This is a genomic window from Streptomyces sp. NPDC039462 (genome assembly GCF_055639375.1).
Map to the genome: position 1 here is coordinate 361,889 of NZ_JBVKAO010000004.1, position 19,415 is coordinate 381,303.

The following is a 19,415-nucleotide window of genomic DNA, read 5'->3' on the forward strand; positions in this document are numbered from 1 at the left end:
GGCGGGACTTCCCGCGAAACGTAACGTACCGCTACGCGGCGGGCTTTTCCTCCAGGCGGGGGAACAGCACCGCGCCCTTCGTGACCGTCGCGCCCGCGGGGAGCGTGCCCCAGGTGCCGGCGGCGCGGACGTCCTGGTCGGCGAGGGCGCCGAGGAGGGGCTCCGCGCCGAGGGAGTCCCAGAGCTTCTGGGAAGTCTCCGGCATGATCGGGTTGAGGAGGACCGCCACCGCGCGGAGGGACTCCGCCGCCGTGTAGAGGATCGTCGCCAGGCGGGCCTTGCCCTCCGGGCTGTCGTCCTTGGCGACCTTCCACGGCTCCTGCTCCGTGATGTAGCCGTTGACCTGCTTCACGAAGTCGAAGATCGCCAGGATGCCGCCCTGGAAGTCCAGCTCCTCGCCGATCGCGCGGTCCGCGGTCGCGACGGCCTTGGCGAGGCCGTCCTGGACCGCCTGCTCGGCCTCGCCGGCGGCCGTCGCCTCGGGCAGGGTGCCGCCGAAGTACTTGCCGACCATCGCCGCGACGCGCGAGGCGAGGTTGCCGTAGTCGTTCGCCAGCTCGCTGGTGTAGCGGGCCGTGAAGTCCTCCCAGGAGAACGAGCCGTCGCTGCCGAACGCGATGGCGCGCAGGAAGTACCAGCGGTACGCGTCCACGCCGAAGTGGGACGTCAGGTCCTGGGGCTTGATGCCGGTCAGGTTCGACTTCGACATCTTCTCGCCGCCGACCATCAGCCAGCCGTTCGCGGCGACCTTGCCGGGCACGGGCAGGCCCTGCGCGAGCAGCATCGCGGGCCAGATCACCGCGTGGAAGCGGAGGATGTCCTTGCCGACGAGGTGGACGTTCGCGGGGAAGGTCGAGGCGAACTTCTGCTCGTCCGCGCCGTACCCGACGGCGGTCGCGTAGTTCAGGAGGGCGTCGACCCAGACGTAGATGACGTGCTTGTCGTCCCAGGGCACCTTGACGCCCCAGTCGAACGTCGAGCGCGAGATGGAGAGGTCCTGGAGGCCCTGTTTGACGAAGTTCACGACTTCGTTGCGCGCGGACTCCGGCTGGATGAAGCCCGGGTTCGCCTCGTACAGGGCGAGGAGCCTGTCGCCGTACTCGCTCAGCTTGAAGAAGTAGTTCTCCTCCTTGAGGAGCTCCACCGGCTTCTTGTGGATCGGGCAGAGCTTCGTGCCGTCCTCGGCCTCGATGAGGTCGCCGGGGAGCTTGTACTCCTCGCAGCCCACGCAGTACGGGCCCTCATAGCCGCCCTTGTAGATCTCGCCCTTGTCGTAGAGATCCTGGACGAACTCCTGCACGCGGTCCGTGTGACGCTTCTCCGTCGTACGGATGAAGTCGTCGTTCGCGATGTTCAGGTGCTCCCAGAGGGGCTTCCAGGCCTCGGTGACGAGCTTGTCGCACCACTCCTGGGGGGTGACGTCGTTCGCCTCGGCCGTGCGCATGATCTTCTGACCGTGCTCGTCCGTGCCGGTGAGGTACCACACCTTCTCGCCGCGCTGACGGTGCCAGCGCGTGAGCACGTCCCCTGCAACGGTCGTGTAGGCGTGGCCCAGGTGAGGAGCGTCGTTGACGTAGTAAATGGGGGTCGTCACGTAGAACGCCTTCGCGTCTTCGCTCGTCCCCTGCTTCTCGGATCCAGTGGCCGCCATGGTCGAAATCCTAACGGCCCTGTGAAGATCCACTCACCTCGATTCCAGGGGGTGGACCGGTGGCTTCCGGTCCAGCCCCTGGGGTGGCGTACGACCGGTTACGGGCGCCAGGACGCCAGCAGGCCCTCGTACAGCTCCTTGTCCGTGAGCTCGCGCGGGGCCGGGCCCGCGTGGAAGAAGGCCGCGTTGTCGGCCTTCAGCTTGCGGAGGTAGTCGAAGCCCTTCGCGTCGTGCTCGCCGAACGCCACGAACTGGAAGAAGAGGGGGTGCTCGGCGGCGTCCTTCAGGGCCTGCGTCGCCGGGCCCTTCGCGTCGGGGGCGCCGTCCGTCTGGAAGATCACCAGGGCGGGGGTGCCGCTCTCCTTGTGCTCCGACTTCTCGTAGTGCGCCACGACCTCTTCGATCGCGCGGTGGTAGCTGGTGCGGCCCATGTGGCCCGCGGCGGCGTGCAGCTCGTCGATGCGGCCCTCGTGCTCGGGGAGCGTGAGGGTGCCGGTGCCGTCGATCTCCGTGGAGAAGAAGACGACGTGCACGGTGGCTTCGGGGTCCGTGTGGGCGGAGAGGGCGAGGACCTGTTCGCCGAGGCTCTGGGCCGAGCCGTCCTTGTAGTACGGGCGCATGGAGCCGGAGCGGTCGAGGACCAGGTAGACCTGGGCTCGGGTTCCTGTGAGGTTGTTCTTCTTCAGGGCGGCGGCTGCGGCCTTGTATGCGTTGGCCAGCCCCGGGGCTTTGGACCTCACCTTTGCCGCGGAGACGGCGGGCTTTCCCTTGGCCGGGGTGGGGTTGCCGCCCGCGTCCGGGGTTGCCTCAGCCTCCGGCTCGGGGTCGGCCACCGGGGTGGCCTGAGCCTCCGGCTCGGGGTCGGCCTCAGGCGTCACCTCAGCCTCCGGCTCGGGGTCGGCCTCAGGGGCGCCTTCGTTGTCGGTGCTCGGCACCGGGGGCTGTGCCCACCCGTCCCGCCCAGCGGGACGATTGCCCACAGCAGTAGCGGCTTCCGCCTCGGGCTCGTCCACCGCGGGGGCAGGAGCGGGCTCGGCCTTGGCCTGGGGCTCGTCCGCAGCGGGAGCGGGCTCGGGCTCGGCCTGCGGCTCGTCCGCCGTGGGGGCGGTGGCGGCATCCGGCTCGGGGTCAGCCTGAGCCTGCGGCTCGGGGGCAGCGGCAGGAGCTACCTCGGCCTCGGGCTCGGGAGTCACCTCAGCCTTCGGCTCGGGAGCCGCGTCAGGAGCCACCTCGGCCTTCGGCTCGGGAGCCGCCTCAGGCTTCGGCTCGGGAGCAGGTTCCGGCTCCCGTGTGTTCGGCGGCGCCGGCTGCTGGGGGACCGTTACGTTGTCGAATGCTGCTGCTACCAGGTCGTCCACCGTGGAGGGGGACGGTTCCGGGCTCGGGGAGGGGACCGAGGCCTTGGGGGGCGGGGTCGGCTCGGGGGACGGGGACGGGAGGGTCACCGGCTCCGAGGCTGCCGCATCCTGCTCCGGCGCAGTCGCACGCTCAGGCTCCCGTGCCTCCGGAACGCTCTCCTTGCGTGATCGTCCGAACGCGTTCCGCAGGCGGTTCAGAATGCCCATGTGCGCAACCCTTCGCGTGAGTTGATTCCCGAAAATCCCTGGCCAGGGCGGACACGTAAGGTTAGCCGCCGCTGTGGGCGATCTTGGGCAGGGTCATCGACCGGCACGGGACTCCTCCTCCGCCCCCATCAGCTCACTGCCTGCCTGGCCTCAACTTCTTCCCGTGCGTCGCGGATTCACTCTCCGTTCACCCTCCGGCCGTCGTTATGCCGAATACCGCCCATAGCGTCACGGCGAAAACAGGCCATGCCAGACGACGGAGGACACGTGCGCAAGCTGCTGCCGATCATCACCTCGCATCAGGGGAGCGGCGGCCGTTCCGCCCTGACCTGCCGCTTCCGCTGCGGCGACGCCTGCTTCGGCGAGGTCCCGAACACCAGTGAGAACGAGTACGTCGGGGACGTCATCGCCGGTGCGCTCAGCCGCCGTTCGATGATGCGCGCCGCCGCCGTGGTGACCGTCGCCGCCGCCGCGGGCGGTGCGGTCATAGCGGACCCGGGCGCCCCGCAGGCAGCAGCCGCGGCGCCCACCGGCCGGCCCGGCCACCCCGGCCACCCCGGCGACAAGAAGAGCAAGGGGGCGCGCGGACTCCGGTTCGCGCCCGTCGCTCCGAACACCGCCGACACCGTCACCATCCCCGCCGGCTACGAGCAGAGCGTCGTCATCCGCTGGGGCGAGCCCATCCTGCGCGGCGCCCCCGCCTTCGACGCGTCGAAGCAGACCGCCAAGGCGCAGGCCGGGCAGTTCGGGTACAACAATGACTTTCTGAGTCTGCTGCCGCTGCGGCGTGAGCCCGGGCGGCAGGTGCTCGTGGCCAATCACGAGTACACGGACGAGCTGTTGATGTTCAAGGGGTACGACCCCGAGAACCCCACCCGTGAGCAGGTCGAGATCGCCTGGGCCGCCCACGGTCTGTCCGTCGTCGTGGTCGAGGGGGAGCGGAAGAGCGGGAAGCTGCGCGCCGTCAGCCGGCACCACCTCAACCGGCGCCTCACCGCCACCAGCCCCTTCCGGATCTCCGGCCCGGTGCGCGGCAGCGAGCTCGTCCGCACCAAGGCCGACCCGCGCGGCACCACCGTGCTCGGCACCCTCAACAACTGCTCGGGCGGCACCACCCCGTGGGGCACGACGCTGCACGGCGAGGAGAACTTCAACCAGTACTTCGCCAACGCGGAGAAGGTGACCGACCCGACGACCACCGCCCGCCTCAAGCGGTACGGCGTGACCGGCGCCGCCTCCGAGCGGAAGTGGGAGCGGTTCGACCGCCGCTTCGACCTCGCCCAGGAGCCCAACGAGGCCAACCGCTTCGGCTGGGTCGTCGAACTCGACCCGTACGACCCCGACTCGACCCCGCGCAAGCGCACCGCGCTCGGCCGCTTCAAGCACGAGGCCGCGCAGCCGCGCCTCACGGACGACGGCCGCCCGGTCGTCTACATGGGCGACGACGAGAAGTTCGACTACTTCTACAAGTTCGTCAGCAGCAAGCGCATGGCCAAGGGCACCTCCCGGGCCGCCCACGAGCACAACCTGACGCTCCTCGACGAGGGCACCCTCTACGTCGCCAAGCTGACCGGCGACTCGCCCGCGGCCGAGATCGACGGCAAGGGGACGCTCCCGGAGGACGGGGAGTTCGACGGCAGCGGCAAGTGGATCCCGCTCGCCACCGCGGGCCCCGGCGGCAAGGCCGTCTCGCACGTCGACGGCATGACCGCCGAGGAGGTGTACGTCTTCACGCGTCTCGCCGGTGACAAGGTGGGCGCCACGAAGATGGACCGCCCCGAGGACATCGAGCCGTCCCCGCACACCGGCAAGGTGTACGTGGCGCTCACCAACAACTCCGACCGCGGCAAGGCGGGCAAGGCCGGTGCCGACGAGGCCAACCCGCGCAACCTCAACAAGCACGGTCAGATCCTGGAGCTGACCGAGCGCCGCAATCGCGCGGACGCCACCACCTTCGGCTGGTCGCTCTTCCTCGTCGCCGGCGACCCGAACGACCCCTCGACGTACTTCGCGGGCTTCCCCAAGGAGCGGGTCTCCCCGATCTCCTGCCCCGACAACGTCGCCTTCGACCCGCACGGCAACCTGTGGATCTCCACCGACGGCAACCAGCTCGGCTCGCACGACGGCCTCTTCGGCGTCGCCACGCGCGGTGACCGGCGCGGCGAGCTCAAGCAGTTCCTGACCATGCCGACCGGCGCGGAGACCTGCGGCCCGATCGTGCAGGAGCGGCGCGTGCTCGTCTCCGTGCAGCACCCGGGCGAGGTCGACGGCGCGTCCGTGGAGAAGCCGGCGAGCGCCTGGCCCGACGGGCCCGGGAAGATCGTCCGCCCGTCGGTCGTCGCGGTGTGGCGCGAGGACGGCCGCGACATCGGCGTCTGATACGCCGGGACAGTGAGGGGCGGCGGGCGTCAGCGGGTGGCCGAGACCAGCGTTCCGCCGGTCGTCCCGCGGGCGTCGCCGGCCCGCAGCAGCCACTCCGCGTAGGCGGGCGCCTGCCGTGCCGCCTCCCAGTAGGCGGCCTCCAGCTCGCCGTACACCGCGTCGAGCTCTTCCTCGGTGCGCGCCGTCAGAATGAGGCGTACGCCGAGGGGGTCGCCGTACAGGGGGCGTACGGCCATGTCGGTCCTGCCGCGCGAGGTCGGCTGGCAGAGGGTGACGACCTCGCCCGTGGCGACGAGGGAGGATGCGGTGAGGTAGTCGCCGTGCAGGACACGGGGGTTGAGGCCGGCCGCGGTCAGGACGCGGCGCAGGCCGTCCCACTCGCCGTCGACCGTCGGGTCCACCATCCAGCGGTCGTCCGCGAGGTCGGAGAGGCGTACGACGGGACGGTCCGCCGCCGGATGGTCGGCGGCGAGGGAGACGAACTGCGGCTCCCGGTCGAGGAGTATCCGTCTTCGCAGGCTCTCCGGCATCCGCAGCGGGCAGCCCTCCACCTCGTGCACGAAGGCGATGTCGAGCTGGCCGGTCTCCACCATGCGCAGCAGGGCGTTCGCGGACACGTCCATCTGGAGGGACATCTCGGTCCCGGGCAGCCGTGCGCGCAGTCTGCGCAGCCAGCCCGGTATGGCACGGCTCGCCGTGGAGCCGATGCGCAGCTGCGGGCCCTCGGCGGTGCGGGTGGCGGCCGCCCTGGTCTCGGCGACCAGCGCCCGCATCTCCGTGACGAGGGGGCGGGCGCGGCTGAGGACGACCCGGCCGAGCTGGGTGGGGCGGCAGCCGGTGCGCTCGCGGGCGAAGAGCTGGCCGCCGAGCGCGTGCTCGATGCGCCGCAGCTGTGTCGTCAGCGACGGCTGGCTCATGCCGAGCTGCCGCGCGGCCTTGTGCAGGCTGCCGGTGTCGGCGATGGCGCACAGCGCGCGGAGGTGCCTGACCTCGAGCTCCATGGCCGTTGAGCGTAGAGGCGGTACGGCCGCCGCACCAGACGCTCAAACCCCATGAGAACCGGCCGATCTGGGCAGGCCGGGTCCCGGCGATAGCTCCGTGCTATCGCGAGTTGCCATCATCCCCACGCGTCACACGCTCCCCGACACTCACCGGTACCGAACCGTTCACCTTTCATCGACTGCCCCACGCGGTCGTGGAACGAGTAGGGAGCCCCCCACACATGAACAAGCGTTACCTGTCTGTCGCGGCCGTCCTCGGCCTCACCGTGGCCGGACTCGGCGCGACCTCGGTCTCGGCCTCCGCCGCACCGGCCGGCCCTGTCGGCTCCGGCCAGTCCTCGTACGCCCGGTACGAGGGATCGGCCGCGGAGGCCAAGGCCAACAAGGCGTTCTTCGAGGCCGTCGTGAAGGCGGTCGCCGAGAAGCGCGCGGCCAACCCCGGAGCCAAGTCCGTGACCGTCACGTACGACGCGTCCGGCGCCCCGTCCTTCGCCCGGCAGATAGCCAGTTCCACGTCCATATGGAACAGCGCCGTCTCCAACGTCAAGCTCCAGGAGGGCAGTTCCGGCGCGAGCTTCGAGTACCGTGAGGGTGACGACCCGCGCGGCTCGTACGCGAGCACGGACGGCCACGGGAAGGGCTACATCTTCCTGGACCACGCGCAGAACCAGGAGTACGACTCGACGCGCGTCACCGCGCACGAGACCGGGCACGTGCTCGGGCTGCCCGACACGTACGACGGGCCGTGCAGCCAGCTGATGTCGGGCGGTGGGCCCGGGCCCTCCTGCACGAATGCGCAGCCCGATGCGGCGGAGCGCTCGAAGGTCGAGCAGCTTTGGGCGAATGGGTTCGCCAAGGCGCTGCACAAGGTTCGCTGAGCGCGGCTGTAACGGGTTTTTCGGTTGTTGGGGAGCTGCGGGCCGGTTGTGGCTGGTCGCGCAGTTCCCCGCGCCCCTTTTACCTACCCTTCGGTGAGGCCACCGCCCGTGCCGCGCCCACCTCCTGGCGTAGGGGCTCCAAGACGCTCTCCTTGGAGTTGTCCGTGAAGTTCGCGTGGCCCTTCTCCAGGATCACCGACTTGCGCAGGCGGTCCGCCAGGCCGTCCAGTTCGTGGGCTACTTCGGCCACCTCGGCCGGAGTCGGGGGCTCCGCGCCGTGCCGGATGCGGACCCTTGCCGCCGTCGTGGCGTCGAGGATGCGTTCCACGGCGACGACCAGCGGCCACCAGGCGGCTGCCCGCGTGCCGGTGGGCGGCGGTTCCGTCAGGGCGCGCTGGAACTCGGAGCGGATGACGGACAGGTCGCGGTAGAGGCCGCGGCGCATGCGGGCGCGCTCGGCGGGTTCCCCGTCGGTGCCGAACGCGCACTCCACGTACCGCGCGGTGTCCGCCACCGCGTCCGCGAGCCGGTCGCCGATCCGGGTGCCCCAGCTCTCCGGCCAGAGCAGATATCCGGCGACGAGCGTGATGCCGCAGCCGATCAGGCTGTCGACGAGGCGCGGCACGACGAGGCCGAGGCCCTGGTGGTTGAGGATGTCGGAGAGCAGCAGGATGACCGGGGTGATCGCCGCGGTCTGGTAGCCGTAGCCGCGGGTGGTGAGGGCCGGGATGAGCGGGGCCAGGAGCATCATCACGGGCACGTCCCACCAGCCGTGGGGGACCTCCGCGAGGACCGCCGCCGCGACCACCAGGCCGGCCGCCGTGCCGAGCGCGCGCAGGACGGCGCGCGAGAAGACCGAGCCGAAGTCGGGCTTGAGGACGAAGGTGACGGTGAGCGCCACCCAGTACGACCTGGGGACTTCGACGAGGGAGACCAGGGCCTGGGCGACGCCGATGCAGAGGGCCAGCCGCAGGCCGTAGCGCCATGAGGTGCTGGACAGGATGACGTTGCGGGCGGCGCGGCGGGCGCGGACGCGCAGGGCGGCGGGGCGGCCGAGGCGGTCGTCGGCCGCGATGACGCCGAGCGGGTCGGGGTCGGCGAGGGTCTCCGCCGCGTGCAGCACGGCGTGGTCGAGGGCGCGGGCGGCGTGGTCCTGGGGTTCCGGGATGCGGGCCGCGGCGCGGGTCGCTGGTGCGCTGACGGTGGCGTGCGCGGTCGCGCCGCGCTCCACCGCGTCCGCGAGCGCGCGGACGGCGTCCGGGACCTCGGGCGGCAGGCGTACGCAGGCGTGGCGGGCGGCCTGGTCGGCGGCGGGGGCGGCCTCGACGATCGGGATGAGGGCGTTCAACTGGGCGACGAGTCGGACCAGTTCGGGGTTGCGGCCGTGGTCGCGGGTGCGCCGGGCGAGGACGAGGTCGTAGCTCTGGTTCAGGGATGCCGTCACGGCGGTGCGCGCGTCGCCGTACGCGTCCGTGCCCGCCGCATCCAGCAGCGCGGCCACCGAGCGGTAGGAAGCGGCGACGGCGGAGCGCTCGGGGACGCCGGAGCGCAGCGGCCAGGCGAGCAGGGCGAGCGCGAGGACGAGGAGCCCGCCGCCGGTCATCAGGGCCGGGGCGAGCCACCACTCCCCCGGCATCGGCAGCCCGGCGCCGACCACGCAGTTGAGCAGCAGGAGCAGGCCCGACACGGAGGCGACGGCGCCGATCGTCGACATCATCCCGGAGACCAGCGCGACGAACGTGACCGCGCCGACCGCCACCCAGCCGTGCCCGAAGACGAGCGAGCCGAGGGTGACGCCGATGGCTCCGAAGAGCTGCGGCACGGCGATGTTGAAGATCCGCATGCGGTAGGCGTCGGCGGTGTCGCCGATGACCCCGGAGAGGGCGCCCATGGAGGCGAGCGCGCCATAGGTGGGCTTGCCCGCGAGGATGCCGACGGCGAGGGGGAGCGCCATCGCGACGGAGGCGCGGGCCACGGCCGCCCAGGGGATGGGCGCGGACTGCGGCTTGAGGGACCTGACCAGCCAGTCGGGTGGGGTGAGCGGGCTCAGTGAGACCGGACGGGCGGTACGGGACTCTCGGGGCATGCGCCCATTATCGGTGCTTTACGTTACTTTCCCGGGCCGGGCGATCAAGGCCCGGCAGGGCACCCCGGTCAACGCTCCCTTTCGGCTTCGTACAGCGTCAGGGTGACGGCCAGGGCCCGGTGGTCGGTGTCGCCGATGTCCAGGAAGCGGGCGTCGCGGGCCGCGAAGTCCGGGGTGGCGAGGACGTGGTCGATCTGCGCGCCGAGCGGCGCGGGGGCGGCGGCGGGCCAGCTCGGGGTGCGCGAGGACCCGGCGAGGCGGGCGGCGTCGCGCAACCCCTCGTCCAGGAGCGCACGGAACGCGGCGTGGTCCTGGGTGGCGTTGAAGTCCCCGGCGACGATGGTGGGCCGCCCGCCTCCCGCGGCCGCGTACTCCTGGAGCTTCCGCAGCTCGGAGCGCCACAGGCCGACCTCGCGGGGCAGCGGCGGCATGGGGTGCGCAAGCTGTACGCGTACGGGATGTCCGTCGACGTCGGCGACGGCGCCGGGCATGCCGAGGGTGGCCTCGATGCCGGCCGCGCTCTTCAGCGGGAACTTGGAGAGGATGACGGAGCCTTCGGCGCCGTACGCCTCGACGGCCTCGCGGTGCGGGTAGTCGGCGCGGGGCAGCTCCTTGCGGAGCAGGGCCGAGCAGGCCGGGTCGCACTCCTCCACGAACAGCAGGTCGGGCCGCTCCTCGCGGACGGCCCGGACCAGGCCCGGGGTGCCCTGCCCGAACTCGACGTTCGACGTCAGCACGCGCAGCTCGGCGACGGCGGAGCCGCGGGGCGTGTCGGTGTTCCCGTACGGCTCCATGTACCAGGCGACGAGGCCGAGCGCGACGACGCCCCACAGCATGCCGGTCCGCCACCGCGCGAGCACGGCCATCAGCAGCCCTGCCCCCGCGGGCGCGAGCAGCCAGGGCAGGAACGCGAGGAGCTGCGGCACGGGCGTGAAACCGTCCGAGTCGGCGACCCGGAATCCGATGACGGTGCTCACCCCTGCGAGCAGCAGCCCGGCACCCCACGCGGCGGCCCGCCCCGCTCGCCGTCGCGGCGCCGGTTCGTCCCGGGACTCGTCGGCGGCCGTGCTGTTGACGTCGTTCACGCTGTCCACGCTGTTCACGCTGTCCAAGGGGACGGGCCTCTCGTCGTCGGTGGCTGTGGTGCATGTCGCTCCCGCCGGGCGCATCCTCCCTCAGAGACGGGGTGGGACCTACGACGGTTGCCCATCGGGCGGGAACCGCAGGAAGGGCCGGTCGGCGGGGGCGACGGCGTCGGGCGGTCCCGTGGCCGCGAGGACGACGTCGAGGACGCGGTCCGGGTCGGCGGCGTAACAGTTGGCGAACCAGGCCATGTTGGCCTCGACCACGGCCCACCGCCCGTCGGCCAGCACGCCGACGTCGAGGACGACGGCACGGGGAAGCCGCGGTCCCGCCCCCGCACAGCGCGCGAGGACCCGGCCGGCGAAGGCGCGGGCGCCGTCGCTGAGCGGCCCGGGACCGAGCAGCCCGCGGACCGCGTACCGGCTGCCGGTGACGACGCGCCCGTCGAGCACGAAGCACCGGTACTCGGCGGCGAAGTCGACGACATCAGAGACGAGTACGGCGGCGTCGTCCGTGACGCGAGCCGCGGCGTCGGCAGGCGGCAGTCGCGAGCCGTCCGAGTACACGGCCGCCGGAAACGACTTCTCCGACGGCGGCTTCACGAAGGCGGCCCGCCGCAGCCGCCGCGCCTCACCGAGCGTCGTGATGTCGACGCGGCGGCACGTGAGGTCGTACGGCAGGGCAGCGAGCCAGCCGTCGGCCGGTTCGAGCAGCGCGATACCGGCGCGGCCGGCGACCTGGTCGGCGGCGAGGGGCCCGCCGTACCAGTGCACGGCAGGGACCGGGGCCGGGGGCGCGACGGGCAGCCGCGCCGACACGCGCAGACCACGCCGGACGGCCGCCTCGGCGAGCAGCACGGCGGTGGAACTGCGCGGGTGCGGGGCCAGCAGAACGGCAGGTCCGGGCGTACACATGCTCGGTGACGGTAATCGAACCGACCGGTCACCGCCCGCGAGTTTCCGCGTACGCGGACCTACGCAGACCTATGACGGCGGTCGCTCAGGCGCGGTAGGAGCCACATCGCCAGAGCCACGACGAGTCCCGTCGCGATGATCACCCAGGCCGTCACCCGCAGCGTCTCCGTCAGCGCGTCGTACACCGCGCCCGCGGCGTCGCGTGAGATGTCCGGGGGGAGGTCGTCGAGGGTCAGGGCGCGGCCGGTCGCGACGGCGGCGGCCAGGACCGCGGCGGCGAGGGCCATGCCGAGCGCCGTGGCGGTGACGGCCCTGCGGCGGCGGGCGGCGAGCAGGACGCCCGCGACGGCGAGGGCGGCCGCCGCCACCGCGGGCCAGACCCCCGCCACCTGCAACGTGTGGAAGCTCTTCCACAGCCGGCCGAGGTCCTCGGACTCCAGGACCGTGATCTCCGTGTGCTTCACCGGGATCTTCGATGCGAACGGCACGCCGTCGTCCTCCAGTTGCCGCTTGATCTGCTCGGTGATGGGCGCGAGGTCGATGGTGACCTCGCCGTTCGAGTCGTCGTTGAGGGCGGACTGCACGGCGTCGTGCGCCCCCCGGTTCGCCGCGTTCCAGGCCGTCCGGTACGCCCCGGTCTCGGTGAACGACCGCACCGCGTCCCGTACGAACGACTCGACCGCGCCCCGCAGCGGGCCCACGTCGATCTCCTTCATCACCGAGTCGGTGACGGCGTCCGCCACCGCCGCGCGCACCGCGGGGTCGGAGGCGAGCGGCGCCATCGTGGCGACGTAGCTGTCCCGGTCCCCGATCTCGTACTTCGCCCAGGTGGAGAGCGCCCCGAGCGGCACCAGGAGGCAGGCGAGGACGAGGAGGACGGCGGACAGGGCGGGGCGGACGCTTTTCGGCACGCGTCCAAGGCAAGGCCCCGATCACGCGGGGCGCGACCGGGGCGACTGCATATGGGGCAACGAAGTCAGCCGCACAAGCGGCCAACACCCGCTACTTACGGTTGTACAGACGCATCGTCACCGGCCCGAACACCGCCACCAGGAGCAGCGCCCAGCCGAACGTCCACGCCAGCTCCGTCGTCGGCGACGTGCCGTCCATCAGGGCGCGGACCGCCGAGGAGACGTGGGTGATGGGGTTGTTGTTGACGAAGGCCTGCAGCCAGCCCGGCATCGTCTCGGGCTTCACGAAGATGTCGCTGAGGAACGTCAGCGGGAAGATCACCATCATGCTGACGCCCATCACCGACTTCTCGGTGCGCAGCAGCAGCCCGAACATCGTCCAGATCCACGAGAAGGCGAAGGAGAAGACGAGCAGGACCGCGATGCCCGCCACGACGCCGACGAAGCCGCCGTCCGGGCGGTAGCCCATGATGAGGCCGACGGTCAGGATCACCACGGAGGCGATGGCGTAGCGCAGGGCGTCGCCGAGGAGGTAGCCGACCATCACCGAGGGCCGCCAGATCGGCAGCGTACGGAACCGGTCGAAGACGCCCTTCTCGATGTCGGTGTTGACCGAGACGCCCGTGTACATCGTGATCATGACGACGGACATCACGAGGATGCCGGGCAGCAGGTACTGGATGTACTCGCGCGGCGACCCGGCCAGCGCCCCTCCGAAGAGGTACGTGTACATCAGCACCATCATGATCGGGAACGCCGTGACGTCGAAGAGCTGCTCCGGCACGTGCTTGATCTTGAGGATGGCGCGCCAGCCGAAGGTGAGGCAGGCGGAGAGCGCGGTCGGCCTTGCCGGGCGCTCGGTGGCGATGAGGAGCTCGGCGAGGGACTCGGCCCTGACGGGTGCGAGTTCCTGGGTCTCGGTGGGGGCGGGGGCGCTCATGCCGTGGCCTCTTCCTTCAGGTCCTGCACGTCTTCCGTCACGGGTGCCCGGTGGTCGGCGTCCGCGCCGGTCAGGGCGAGGAACACCTCGTCGAGGCTGGGCTGGCCGAGCGAGAAGTTGTCGACGGTGATGCCGGCGAGGGCCAGCTCGGCGAGCGCCCGCGATGCCTGCTCGGCCGCGCCGCCGCCGTTCCGCTCGCCGTGGGTGCCGACGCGGGCCGTCAGGGCCACCGGGTCGGGCTCCAGCTGCACCTGCGCGTCGAGCACCGCGCCGAGCAGCCGGGCCGCCTCCTCGCGCCGCGCGGCATCCCGCAGCCGCACATGCACCGAGCCCGCGCCGACCGACGCCTTGAGCTCGCCCTTGGTGCCCTCCGCGATGACCTTGCCCTTGTCGATGACGGCGATGCGGGCCGCCAACTGGTCGGCCTCGTCGAGATACTGGGTGGTGAGCAGGACCGTCGTGCCGTGGCCGACGACCGCGCGCACGATGTCCCAGACCTGGTTGCGGCTGCGGGGGTCGAGGCCCGTCGTCGGCTCGTCGAGGAAGAGCAGGTCCGGGGTGTTCAGGATGGACGCGGCGATGTCGATGCGGCGCCGCATGCCGCCCGAGTAGTTCTTCACCTGCCGCGCGGCCGCGTCCGTCAGGCCGAACGCTTCGAGGAGCTGCCCTGCCCGGTCCCGCGCCGCCTTCCTGGCGTGCCCGGTGAGGCGGCCGAGCAGGACGAGGTTCTCCATGCCTGTCAGGTCCTCGTCGACCGACGCGTACTGCCCGGTGAGGCTGACCCGGCTGCGTACGGCGTCCGCCTCGCGCACCACGTCGTGGCCGAAGACATGTGCCTCGCCCCCGTCCGGGCGCAGCAGGGTGGCGAGCATCTTGACCGCCGTGGTCTTGCCCGCGCCGTTGGGCCCGAGCACGCCGTAGACCGTGCCGGCCGGGACGGTGAGGTCGATTCCGTCGACCGCGCGGTTGTCGCCGAAGGTCTTCACCAGACCCGCGGTCTCGATGGCCGTGCCGCTCATGTCCGCCCGCCTTCTCGCAAGGGGTTCCGCGAAGGAGTGTCGTAGGGGCAGACCGGGTCCGCCCCGGAAACTCATCGGTCTCCAGGCTAGAACGGTCTCCGGTGGAGCGCTGGGCCGAACGGGTGTTTCCTGGATGAGGGGATCAGGAGGCTGATCATGCGAATCGCTCTGGGCCTGGGGGCGGCCTGCGCGGCGGCCGTACTGACGGCAGGAACCGCCGCCACCGCCACAGCCACTACATCCGTAAGTCCCGCATCCGTAAGTCCCGCATCCGTAAGTCCCGCATCCGTAAGTCCCGCCCATAACGACGACAGCGTCATCTGGGGCACCGTCGTCTCCGGCCCCGACCTGAAGGTCAGGGACGAGCCGAGCACCCGCGGCACGGTCCTCGCGAAGCTCCCGTACGGCAGCGAGGACCGCGTCAAGTGCGCCGTCAAGGGCACCACCGTGCACGGTGACCCGCACTGGTACTGGCTGGAGGGCGTCCGCGGCTGGGTGAGCGCGGCGTACATCAACACCGACGGCCGGCACGTGCCGAGCTGCCCGTCGTCCCAGGACCCGTGCCCGCAGTGGCGCGACAAGGACCACCGGGACCACAGGGACTGCGACCACGACCACGACCCGTGCGCGTACCGCGATCACTGACGTACGCCCTGTGCGCGTACCGCGATCACTGACGTACGCCCCGTGCGCGTACCGCGATCACTGACGCACAACCCGTGCAGAGAAGGGAACCGTCATGGCACATGCCGCGCCCACTCACGCCCACTACACGCCCCGCACCACCCCCGGCGCACGCGCCACCCCGACCTCCGCGGCCCGCTGGGCCGGTCTCGCCCTGCTCGCGGGGGTCGTCTACGGCCTCTGGGCCTGTGCGATCCGGCGCGACGGCGGGCCGATCACCACCGGGAACGTCCTGTTCGGTGTGGTGACCGGCCTGGTCTTCGCCGCCCTCATGTTCGCCCTGCACCGGGTGGCGCCCGCGCTCCCGCGCGAACTGCGCGCGCTGTCCTGGACGGCGTTCGCGGGGATCGCGTTCGGCTTCCTCTACAGTCTCGGCGGGGCGAGCGTGCTGCGGTCCACCGTGATGGCGCTGGTGGTCGCGGCGGGCGTCTTCGCGGTGACGTTCTACCGCTACTACACCACCGAGTGAGCTCGGTCCCGGTCTCGGTCCCGGTCCCGCTCCCGGCCCGCCCCGCGCCCCAGCCGGTGCGCGACGAGCAGTGAAGCGGCAAGCACCAGCCCGGAGTTGACGGCCACCGCCACGCTCACCCCGGACAGGACGGCCTGCGGATCAGCGCCCGCGCCCGTCCCTGTCCGGGCCGCCACGATCGCGCTCATCACCGGAATGCCGAGGGTGATGCCGACCTGCTGGGTCATGGTCGCCAGACCGGTCGCAAGGCCCTGCTCGGAGTCGGCGACGCCCGAGGTGGCGGTCACCATGAAGCCGACGATGAGCACCATGTTGCCGACGCCGCCGACGAACGTGGCGGCCAGCAGCAGATACAGCCAGCCCCCGGACGTCCCGAGGGCCACCAGGGACAGCGTGGCGGCGGCCTGCACCGCGCCTCCGCCGAGGATCGCCGCCCGGCCGCCGAACCGGCTCACCACCCGCCCGCCGAGCAGCCCCCCTGCCACCGTGCCGAGACCGAGGACGCCGAAGGCCAGACCGGTCGCGAGCGCCGAGTAGCCGAGGACCTCCTGGAGGTAGAGCGTCAGGAGGAAGACCAGCGAGGTCTCCGTGGCGAAGGCGATCAGCCCCGCCGTGTTGCCCCAGACGACCGTGCGGCGCCGCAGGATGCGGACGGGCACGAGCGGCGCGGGCGAGCGCCGCTCCACGAAGTGGAAGGCGACGAGCAGGGCGACGCCCGCGAGCAGCGCGGCGAGCGCGACGGGGTCGCCCCACCCGCTCTCGCCCGCCCGAGTGAGCCCGTGGACGAGCGCGAGGAGCCCGCCGGTGACGGTGACCGCGCCGGGCAGGTCGAGGCGGTGTCTGCAGACGATGCGCGACTCGGTGAGGAGGGCCGGGGCGAGGGCGACGACGGCCGCGGCGACCGGCACGTTGATGAGGAACGCCCAGCGCCAGGAGAGCAGTTCGGTGAGGAGCCCGCCGAGGACGGCGCCGGTGGTGAAGCCCGCCGACATCAGCGCTCCGTTGAGGCCGAGCGCCCGGTCGCGCAGCGGCCCCTCGCGAAAGGCGGTGGTGAGCAGGGCGAGCCCCGCCGGGGTGACCGCCGCGGTCGCCAGGCCTTGCAGCACCCGGGCGGTGAGCAGGACCTCCGGCGTGGTGGCGAGGCCGCCCAGGGCCGAGGAGAGTCCGAGCAGCGCCATGCCCCCGACGAACAGCCGCTTCCGCCCGAACAGGTCGGCGATACGCCCGAAGAGGAGCGTGAAACCGGCCGCGGCGAGCGCGAAGGCCGTGGAGATCCACTGGAGGTGGGCGAGGGAGAAGCCGAGCCCCTCCCCGACGACGGGGAGGGCGACGTTCAGGATCGAGAAGTCCACGGCGACCATGAACTGCGAGCCGAGGAGGAGGGTCAGGACCATCTTCTGGCGGCCGGTCATGCGCACGCGCACGCTGCCCGGGCCGGTGCCCGCCGAGATCCCGACGGCGCTCACAGCGCGTCCAGCTCGACCGCGCGGGCCATGGCCCGGTAACCGGCGTCGTTCGGGTGCAGGTGGTCCCCGCTGTCGTACGCGGGCGCGATCCGCTCCGGGTCCTTCGGGTCGGCGAGGGCCTTGTCGAAGTCGACGTACGCGTCGTACTCGCCGGACGTCCGCACCCACCGGTTGAATTCGTCGCTCACGGCGGCCGCGTGCTCGCCGTAGTGGTCGGAGCCGCCGAGCGGGAGCAGGGTGGCGCCGACGACCCGGACCCCTTTGGCGCGGGCCTGGCGTATCAACTCCCGGTGGCCGTTGATGAGTTCGCGTGCGGAGACGACCGGCGCCGGCTTGTAGGTGGGCTTGTCCGTCTCGCTGAAACCGATGTCGTTGAGCCCTTCGAGGACGACGACCGTGCCGACGCCGGGCAGGTCGAGGGCGTCCCGCGCGAAGCGGTTGGCGCTCTTCTCGCCGTACCAGGCCGAGTCGTTGAGGACCATATTGCCGCCGATGCCGGCGTTGAGGACGGGCCTCGGCCGCCCCGCCTCGTCGAGGCGCTCGGCGAGGGCGTCGGACCAGCGGCGGTCGCGGTCGGTGGAGGAGGCGAAGCCGTCGGTGATGGAGTCGCCGAAGAGGACGACGCCGTCGCGCCGCTGCCGCGCCTCGCCGTCCACGTCCACGCCCGCGAGGTAGTACCAGGACTCGGTCGACTCGCCGAAGGCGCGGCCCGCGGTGTCGGCGGAGTGGTCGCCGTCCGCGCGGTAGCTGGTCGCGAAGGACTGCGCGTGGAAGGTGGCGGGTCCCGTGGTCCGGGCGAGGTGCAGGGTGACGGTGACGGACTCGAACGCGTCGAGCTCCAACCCGGCGGCGTCGCTGGACAGTTGACCGTGGGCCGGGACGGTGACGGACCGCTTCCCGCCGAACGTGAGGTGTCTGACCGAGCCCTTCTCGACCGACGCCCCCTTCTTCGTACGGGCGATGGTGGCACCGGCGACCTTCAGCGGCGAGGTGCCGTACGCGTTGGAGAGCCGGATGCGGGCCCTGTCGCCGCCCTCCGTGACGCGGACGACCTGGCGCAGGGTCTGGCCGTCGAAGCCCGCCTCCGACCAGTTGGGCTTGAAGCCGGTGCTGGGGCGCTGGGGGGCGGCGGCCCAGGCGGCGGTCCAGGACGGGCCGGTGGAGGTGCGCTCGGGGGAGGCCTCGGCACCGGTCACGGCGAGGGTCGTGGTCAGGGCGAGAGCGACGGCGCCGGCGGTGACGGCGAGGGACGTGCGGGCACGCGAAATCATCGGGATCTCCTGGCGGTTGAAGAGAGAGGGTGTCCGTCCGGCGGGTCGCCGTCCTGACTCCTCAAAGATCCGCCGGACGCGATCCCCCATCAACGGCGATCCGTGAAACGATCGACGCGCTCAGGCTTATCGATGCAGGTCACAGTGGGTATGACGGTGGGTACCGGGGGGTACGTGGTGGAGCGGCAAGAGCTGGAGACCTTCTTGACCCTGGCCGAGGAGCTGCATTTCGGCCGCACGGCCGAGCGGCTGCTGCTCTCCCAGGCCCGGGTCAGCCAGACGCTGAAGAAGCTGGAGCGCAGGATCGGCGCCCCGCTCTTCGAGCGCACCAGCCGCGTGGTGCGGATGTCCCCGCTGGGCCGTCAGCTGTACGAGGATCTGGCGCCCCTCCACGCTCGGATGGAGGCGGCCGTGGCCCGCGCCAAGGACACGGCGCGCGGCGTCGACGGCGAGCTGAACGTCGGCTTCCTCGGCTCGGGCGCGGGCACCCTGACGGCCCCGATCCTGGCGATGTTCCGGGAGCGCTGCCCGCACGTCGAGGTGCGGATGCGGGAGACCCAGTTCCAGGACCCGCTGGGCGCGCTGCGCGGCGGCGACGTCGACCTGCTCTTCACGTGCCTGCCGGTCGAGGAGCCGGACCTGACGGTCGGCCCGGTCGTCATCAACGAACCGCGCATGCTGGCGATGCCGCTCGGCCACCCGCTCGCCGGCCGCACGTCGGTCTCCCTGGAGGAGCTGGCGGGCGAGACGTTCTTCGGCGTCGTGAACGGCGCGCCCGCGTACTGGTGGGACTTCCACGTGCCGCCGCGCACGCCGAGCGGCCGCGAGATCCACCGCGGCCGCGCCGTCGCGTCCTTCCAGGAGCTGATGACCCTCGTCGCGACGGGCCAGGGCATCTCACCGGTCGTCGCGTCCGTGGAGAAGTACTACGCGCGGCCCGACGTCACGTTCGTACCCCTGCGGGACGTGCCGCCCGCGGACGTGGCGCTGATCCACCGGGCGGCGGGCGTCGGCGCCCGGGCGGAGGCGTTCATCCGTGCGGTGGAGGACGCGGTCGCGGCGAACGGCGGTCCGGCGCCGTACTGAGCGCGAGCC

The 19,415-nt window shown here is 71.9% G+C and carries 16 protein-coding genes; 5 read left to right on the forward strand and 11 right to left on the reverse strand.

All coding sequences use genetic code 11. From position 1 onward, the window contains the following. Positions 1–31: 31 nt before the first annotated feature. Positions 32–1,651 carry a methionine--tRNA ligase gene (gene metG / locus ACZ7LU_RS24040; protein WP_398302002.1) on the reverse strand — a complete coding sequence of 540 codons (1,620 nt, stop codon included), beginning with the start codon at positions 1,649–1,651 and terminating at the stop codon, positions 32–34. A 98-nt stretch (positions 1,652–1,749) separates the two neighbouring features. Continuing rightward, complete coding sequence (locus ACZ7LU_RS24045) at positions 1,750–2,844, reverse strand: VWA domain-containing protein (protein WP_471917963.1); 1,095 nt, start codon at positions 2,842–2,844, stop codon at positions 1,750–1,752. 639 nt (positions 2,845–3,483) lie between these two features. Here ACZ7LU_RS24045 and ACZ7LU_RS24050 point away from each other — a divergent pair. Next, positions 3,484–5,595 (forward strand): PhoX family protein, encoded by a 2,112-nt coding sequence (locus ACZ7LU_RS24050; RefSeq protein WP_471917964.1) that lies wholly within the window; start codon positions 3,484–3,486, stop codon positions 5,593–5,595. Positions 5,596–5,624: 29 nt separating this feature from the next. Here ACZ7LU_RS24050 and ACZ7LU_RS24055 read toward each other — a convergent pair whose 3' ends face one another. Beyond that, entirely contained in the window at positions 5,625–6,599 is a 975-nt protein-coding gene (locus ACZ7LU_RS24055) for a LysR family transcriptional regulator (protein ID WP_471917965.1), read from the reverse strand. A gap of 221 nt (positions 6,600–6,820) precedes the next feature. On the opposite strand from ACZ7LU_RS24055, the gene snpA reads away from it, so the two are divergent. Further along, on the forward strand, positions 6,821–7,477 hold the full coding sequence (gene snpA / locus ACZ7LU_RS24060; protein ID WP_471917966.1) for a snapalysin: 657 nt from the start codon (positions 6,821–6,823) through the stop codon (positions 7,475–7,477). A gap of 79 nt (positions 7,478–7,556) precedes the next feature. On the opposite strand, the gene ACZ7LU_RS24065 is transcribed toward snpA, so the two are convergent. The 6 genes from ACZ7LU_RS24065 to ACZ7LU_RS24090 all read right to left on the reverse strand — a co-directional run bounded on the left by ACZ7LU_RS24065 (position 7,557) and on the right by ACZ7LU_RS24090 (position 14,430). After that, positions 7,557–9,563, reverse strand: coding sequence for an FUSC family protein (locus ACZ7LU_RS24065; RefSeq protein WP_471917967.1), 2,007 nt, complete (start codon positions 9,561–9,563; stop codon positions 7,557–7,559). 68 nt (positions 9,564–9,631) lie between these two features. Further along, a complete protein-coding gene (locus tag ACZ7LU_RS24070; RefSeq protein ID WP_471917968.1) occupies positions 9,632–10,657 on the reverse strand; it encodes an endonuclease/exonuclease/phosphatase family protein in 1,026 nt (341 codons plus the stop codon). Positions 10,658–10,756: 99 nt separating this feature from the next. Continuing rightward, positions 10,757–11,560 carry an ATP-grasp domain-containing protein gene (locus tag ACZ7LU_RS24075; protein ID WP_471917969.1) on the reverse strand — a complete coding sequence of 268 codons (804 nt, stop codon included), beginning with the start codon at positions 11,558–11,560 and terminating at the stop codon, positions 10,757–10,759. Positions 11,561–11,619: 59 nt separating this feature from the next. Continuing rightward, positions 11,620–12,471, reverse strand: coding sequence for a hypothetical protein (locus tag ACZ7LU_RS24080; RefSeq protein WP_471917970.1), 852 nt, complete (start codon positions 12,469–12,471; stop codon positions 11,620–11,622). Between the two features lie 91 nt (positions 12,472–12,562). Next, a complete protein-coding gene (locus ACZ7LU_RS24085) occupies positions 12,563–13,411 on the reverse strand; it encodes an ABC transporter permease (protein WP_398302021.1) in 849 nt (282 codons plus the stop codon). Continuing rightward, positions 13,408–14,430 (reverse strand): ATP-binding cassette domain-containing protein, encoded by a 1,023-nt coding sequence (locus tag ACZ7LU_RS24090; protein ID WP_468714954.1) that lies wholly within the window; start codon positions 14,428–14,430, stop codon positions 13,408–13,410. The genes ACZ7LU_RS24085 and ACZ7LU_RS24090 overlap by 4 nt, the downstream gene beginning before the upstream one ends. Before the next feature lie 156 nt (positions 14,431–14,586). Between ACZ7LU_RS24090 and ACZ7LU_RS24095 the strand changes: the two genes are divergently transcribed. Together ACZ7LU_RS24095 and ACZ7LU_RS24100 are read left to right on the forward strand one after the other, a co-directional pair. Further along, on the forward strand, positions 14,587–15,075 hold the full coding sequence (locus ACZ7LU_RS24095) for an SH3 domain-containing protein (RefSeq protein ID WP_471917971.1): 489 nt from the start codon (positions 14,587–14,589) through the stop codon (positions 15,073–15,075). A gap of 94 nt (positions 15,076–15,169) precedes the next feature. Next, on the forward strand, positions 15,170–15,583 hold the full coding sequence (locus tag ACZ7LU_RS24100; RefSeq protein ID WP_398302028.1) for a hypothetical protein: 414 nt from the start codon (positions 15,170–15,172) through the stop codon (positions 15,581–15,583). Here the strand turns inward: ACZ7LU_RS24100 and ACZ7LU_RS24105 are convergent. After that, complete coding sequence (locus tag ACZ7LU_RS24105; RefSeq protein ID WP_471918137.1) at positions 15,568–16,995, reverse strand: MFS transporter; 1,428 nt, start codon at positions 16,993–16,995, stop codon at positions 15,568–15,570. The genes ACZ7LU_RS24100 and ACZ7LU_RS24105 overlap by 16 nt on opposite strands. 50 nt (positions 16,996–17,045) lie before the next feature. Next, positions 17,046–18,320 carry an SGNH/GDSL hydrolase family protein gene (locus ACZ7LU_RS24110; protein ID WP_471917972.1) on the reverse strand — a complete coding sequence of 425 codons (1,275 nt, stop codon included), beginning with the start codon at positions 18,318–18,320 and terminating at the stop codon, positions 17,046–17,048. Positions 18,321–18,470: 150 nt separating this feature from the next. Between ACZ7LU_RS24110 and ACZ7LU_RS24115 the strand changes: the two genes are divergently transcribed. Beyond that, positions 18,471–19,406, forward strand: a complete 936-nt coding sequence (locus ACZ7LU_RS24115) for a LysR family transcriptional regulator (RefSeq protein WP_471917973.1) — start codon at positions 18,471–18,473, stop codon at positions 19,404–19,406. Positions 19,407–19,415: the final 9 nt, after the last annotated feature.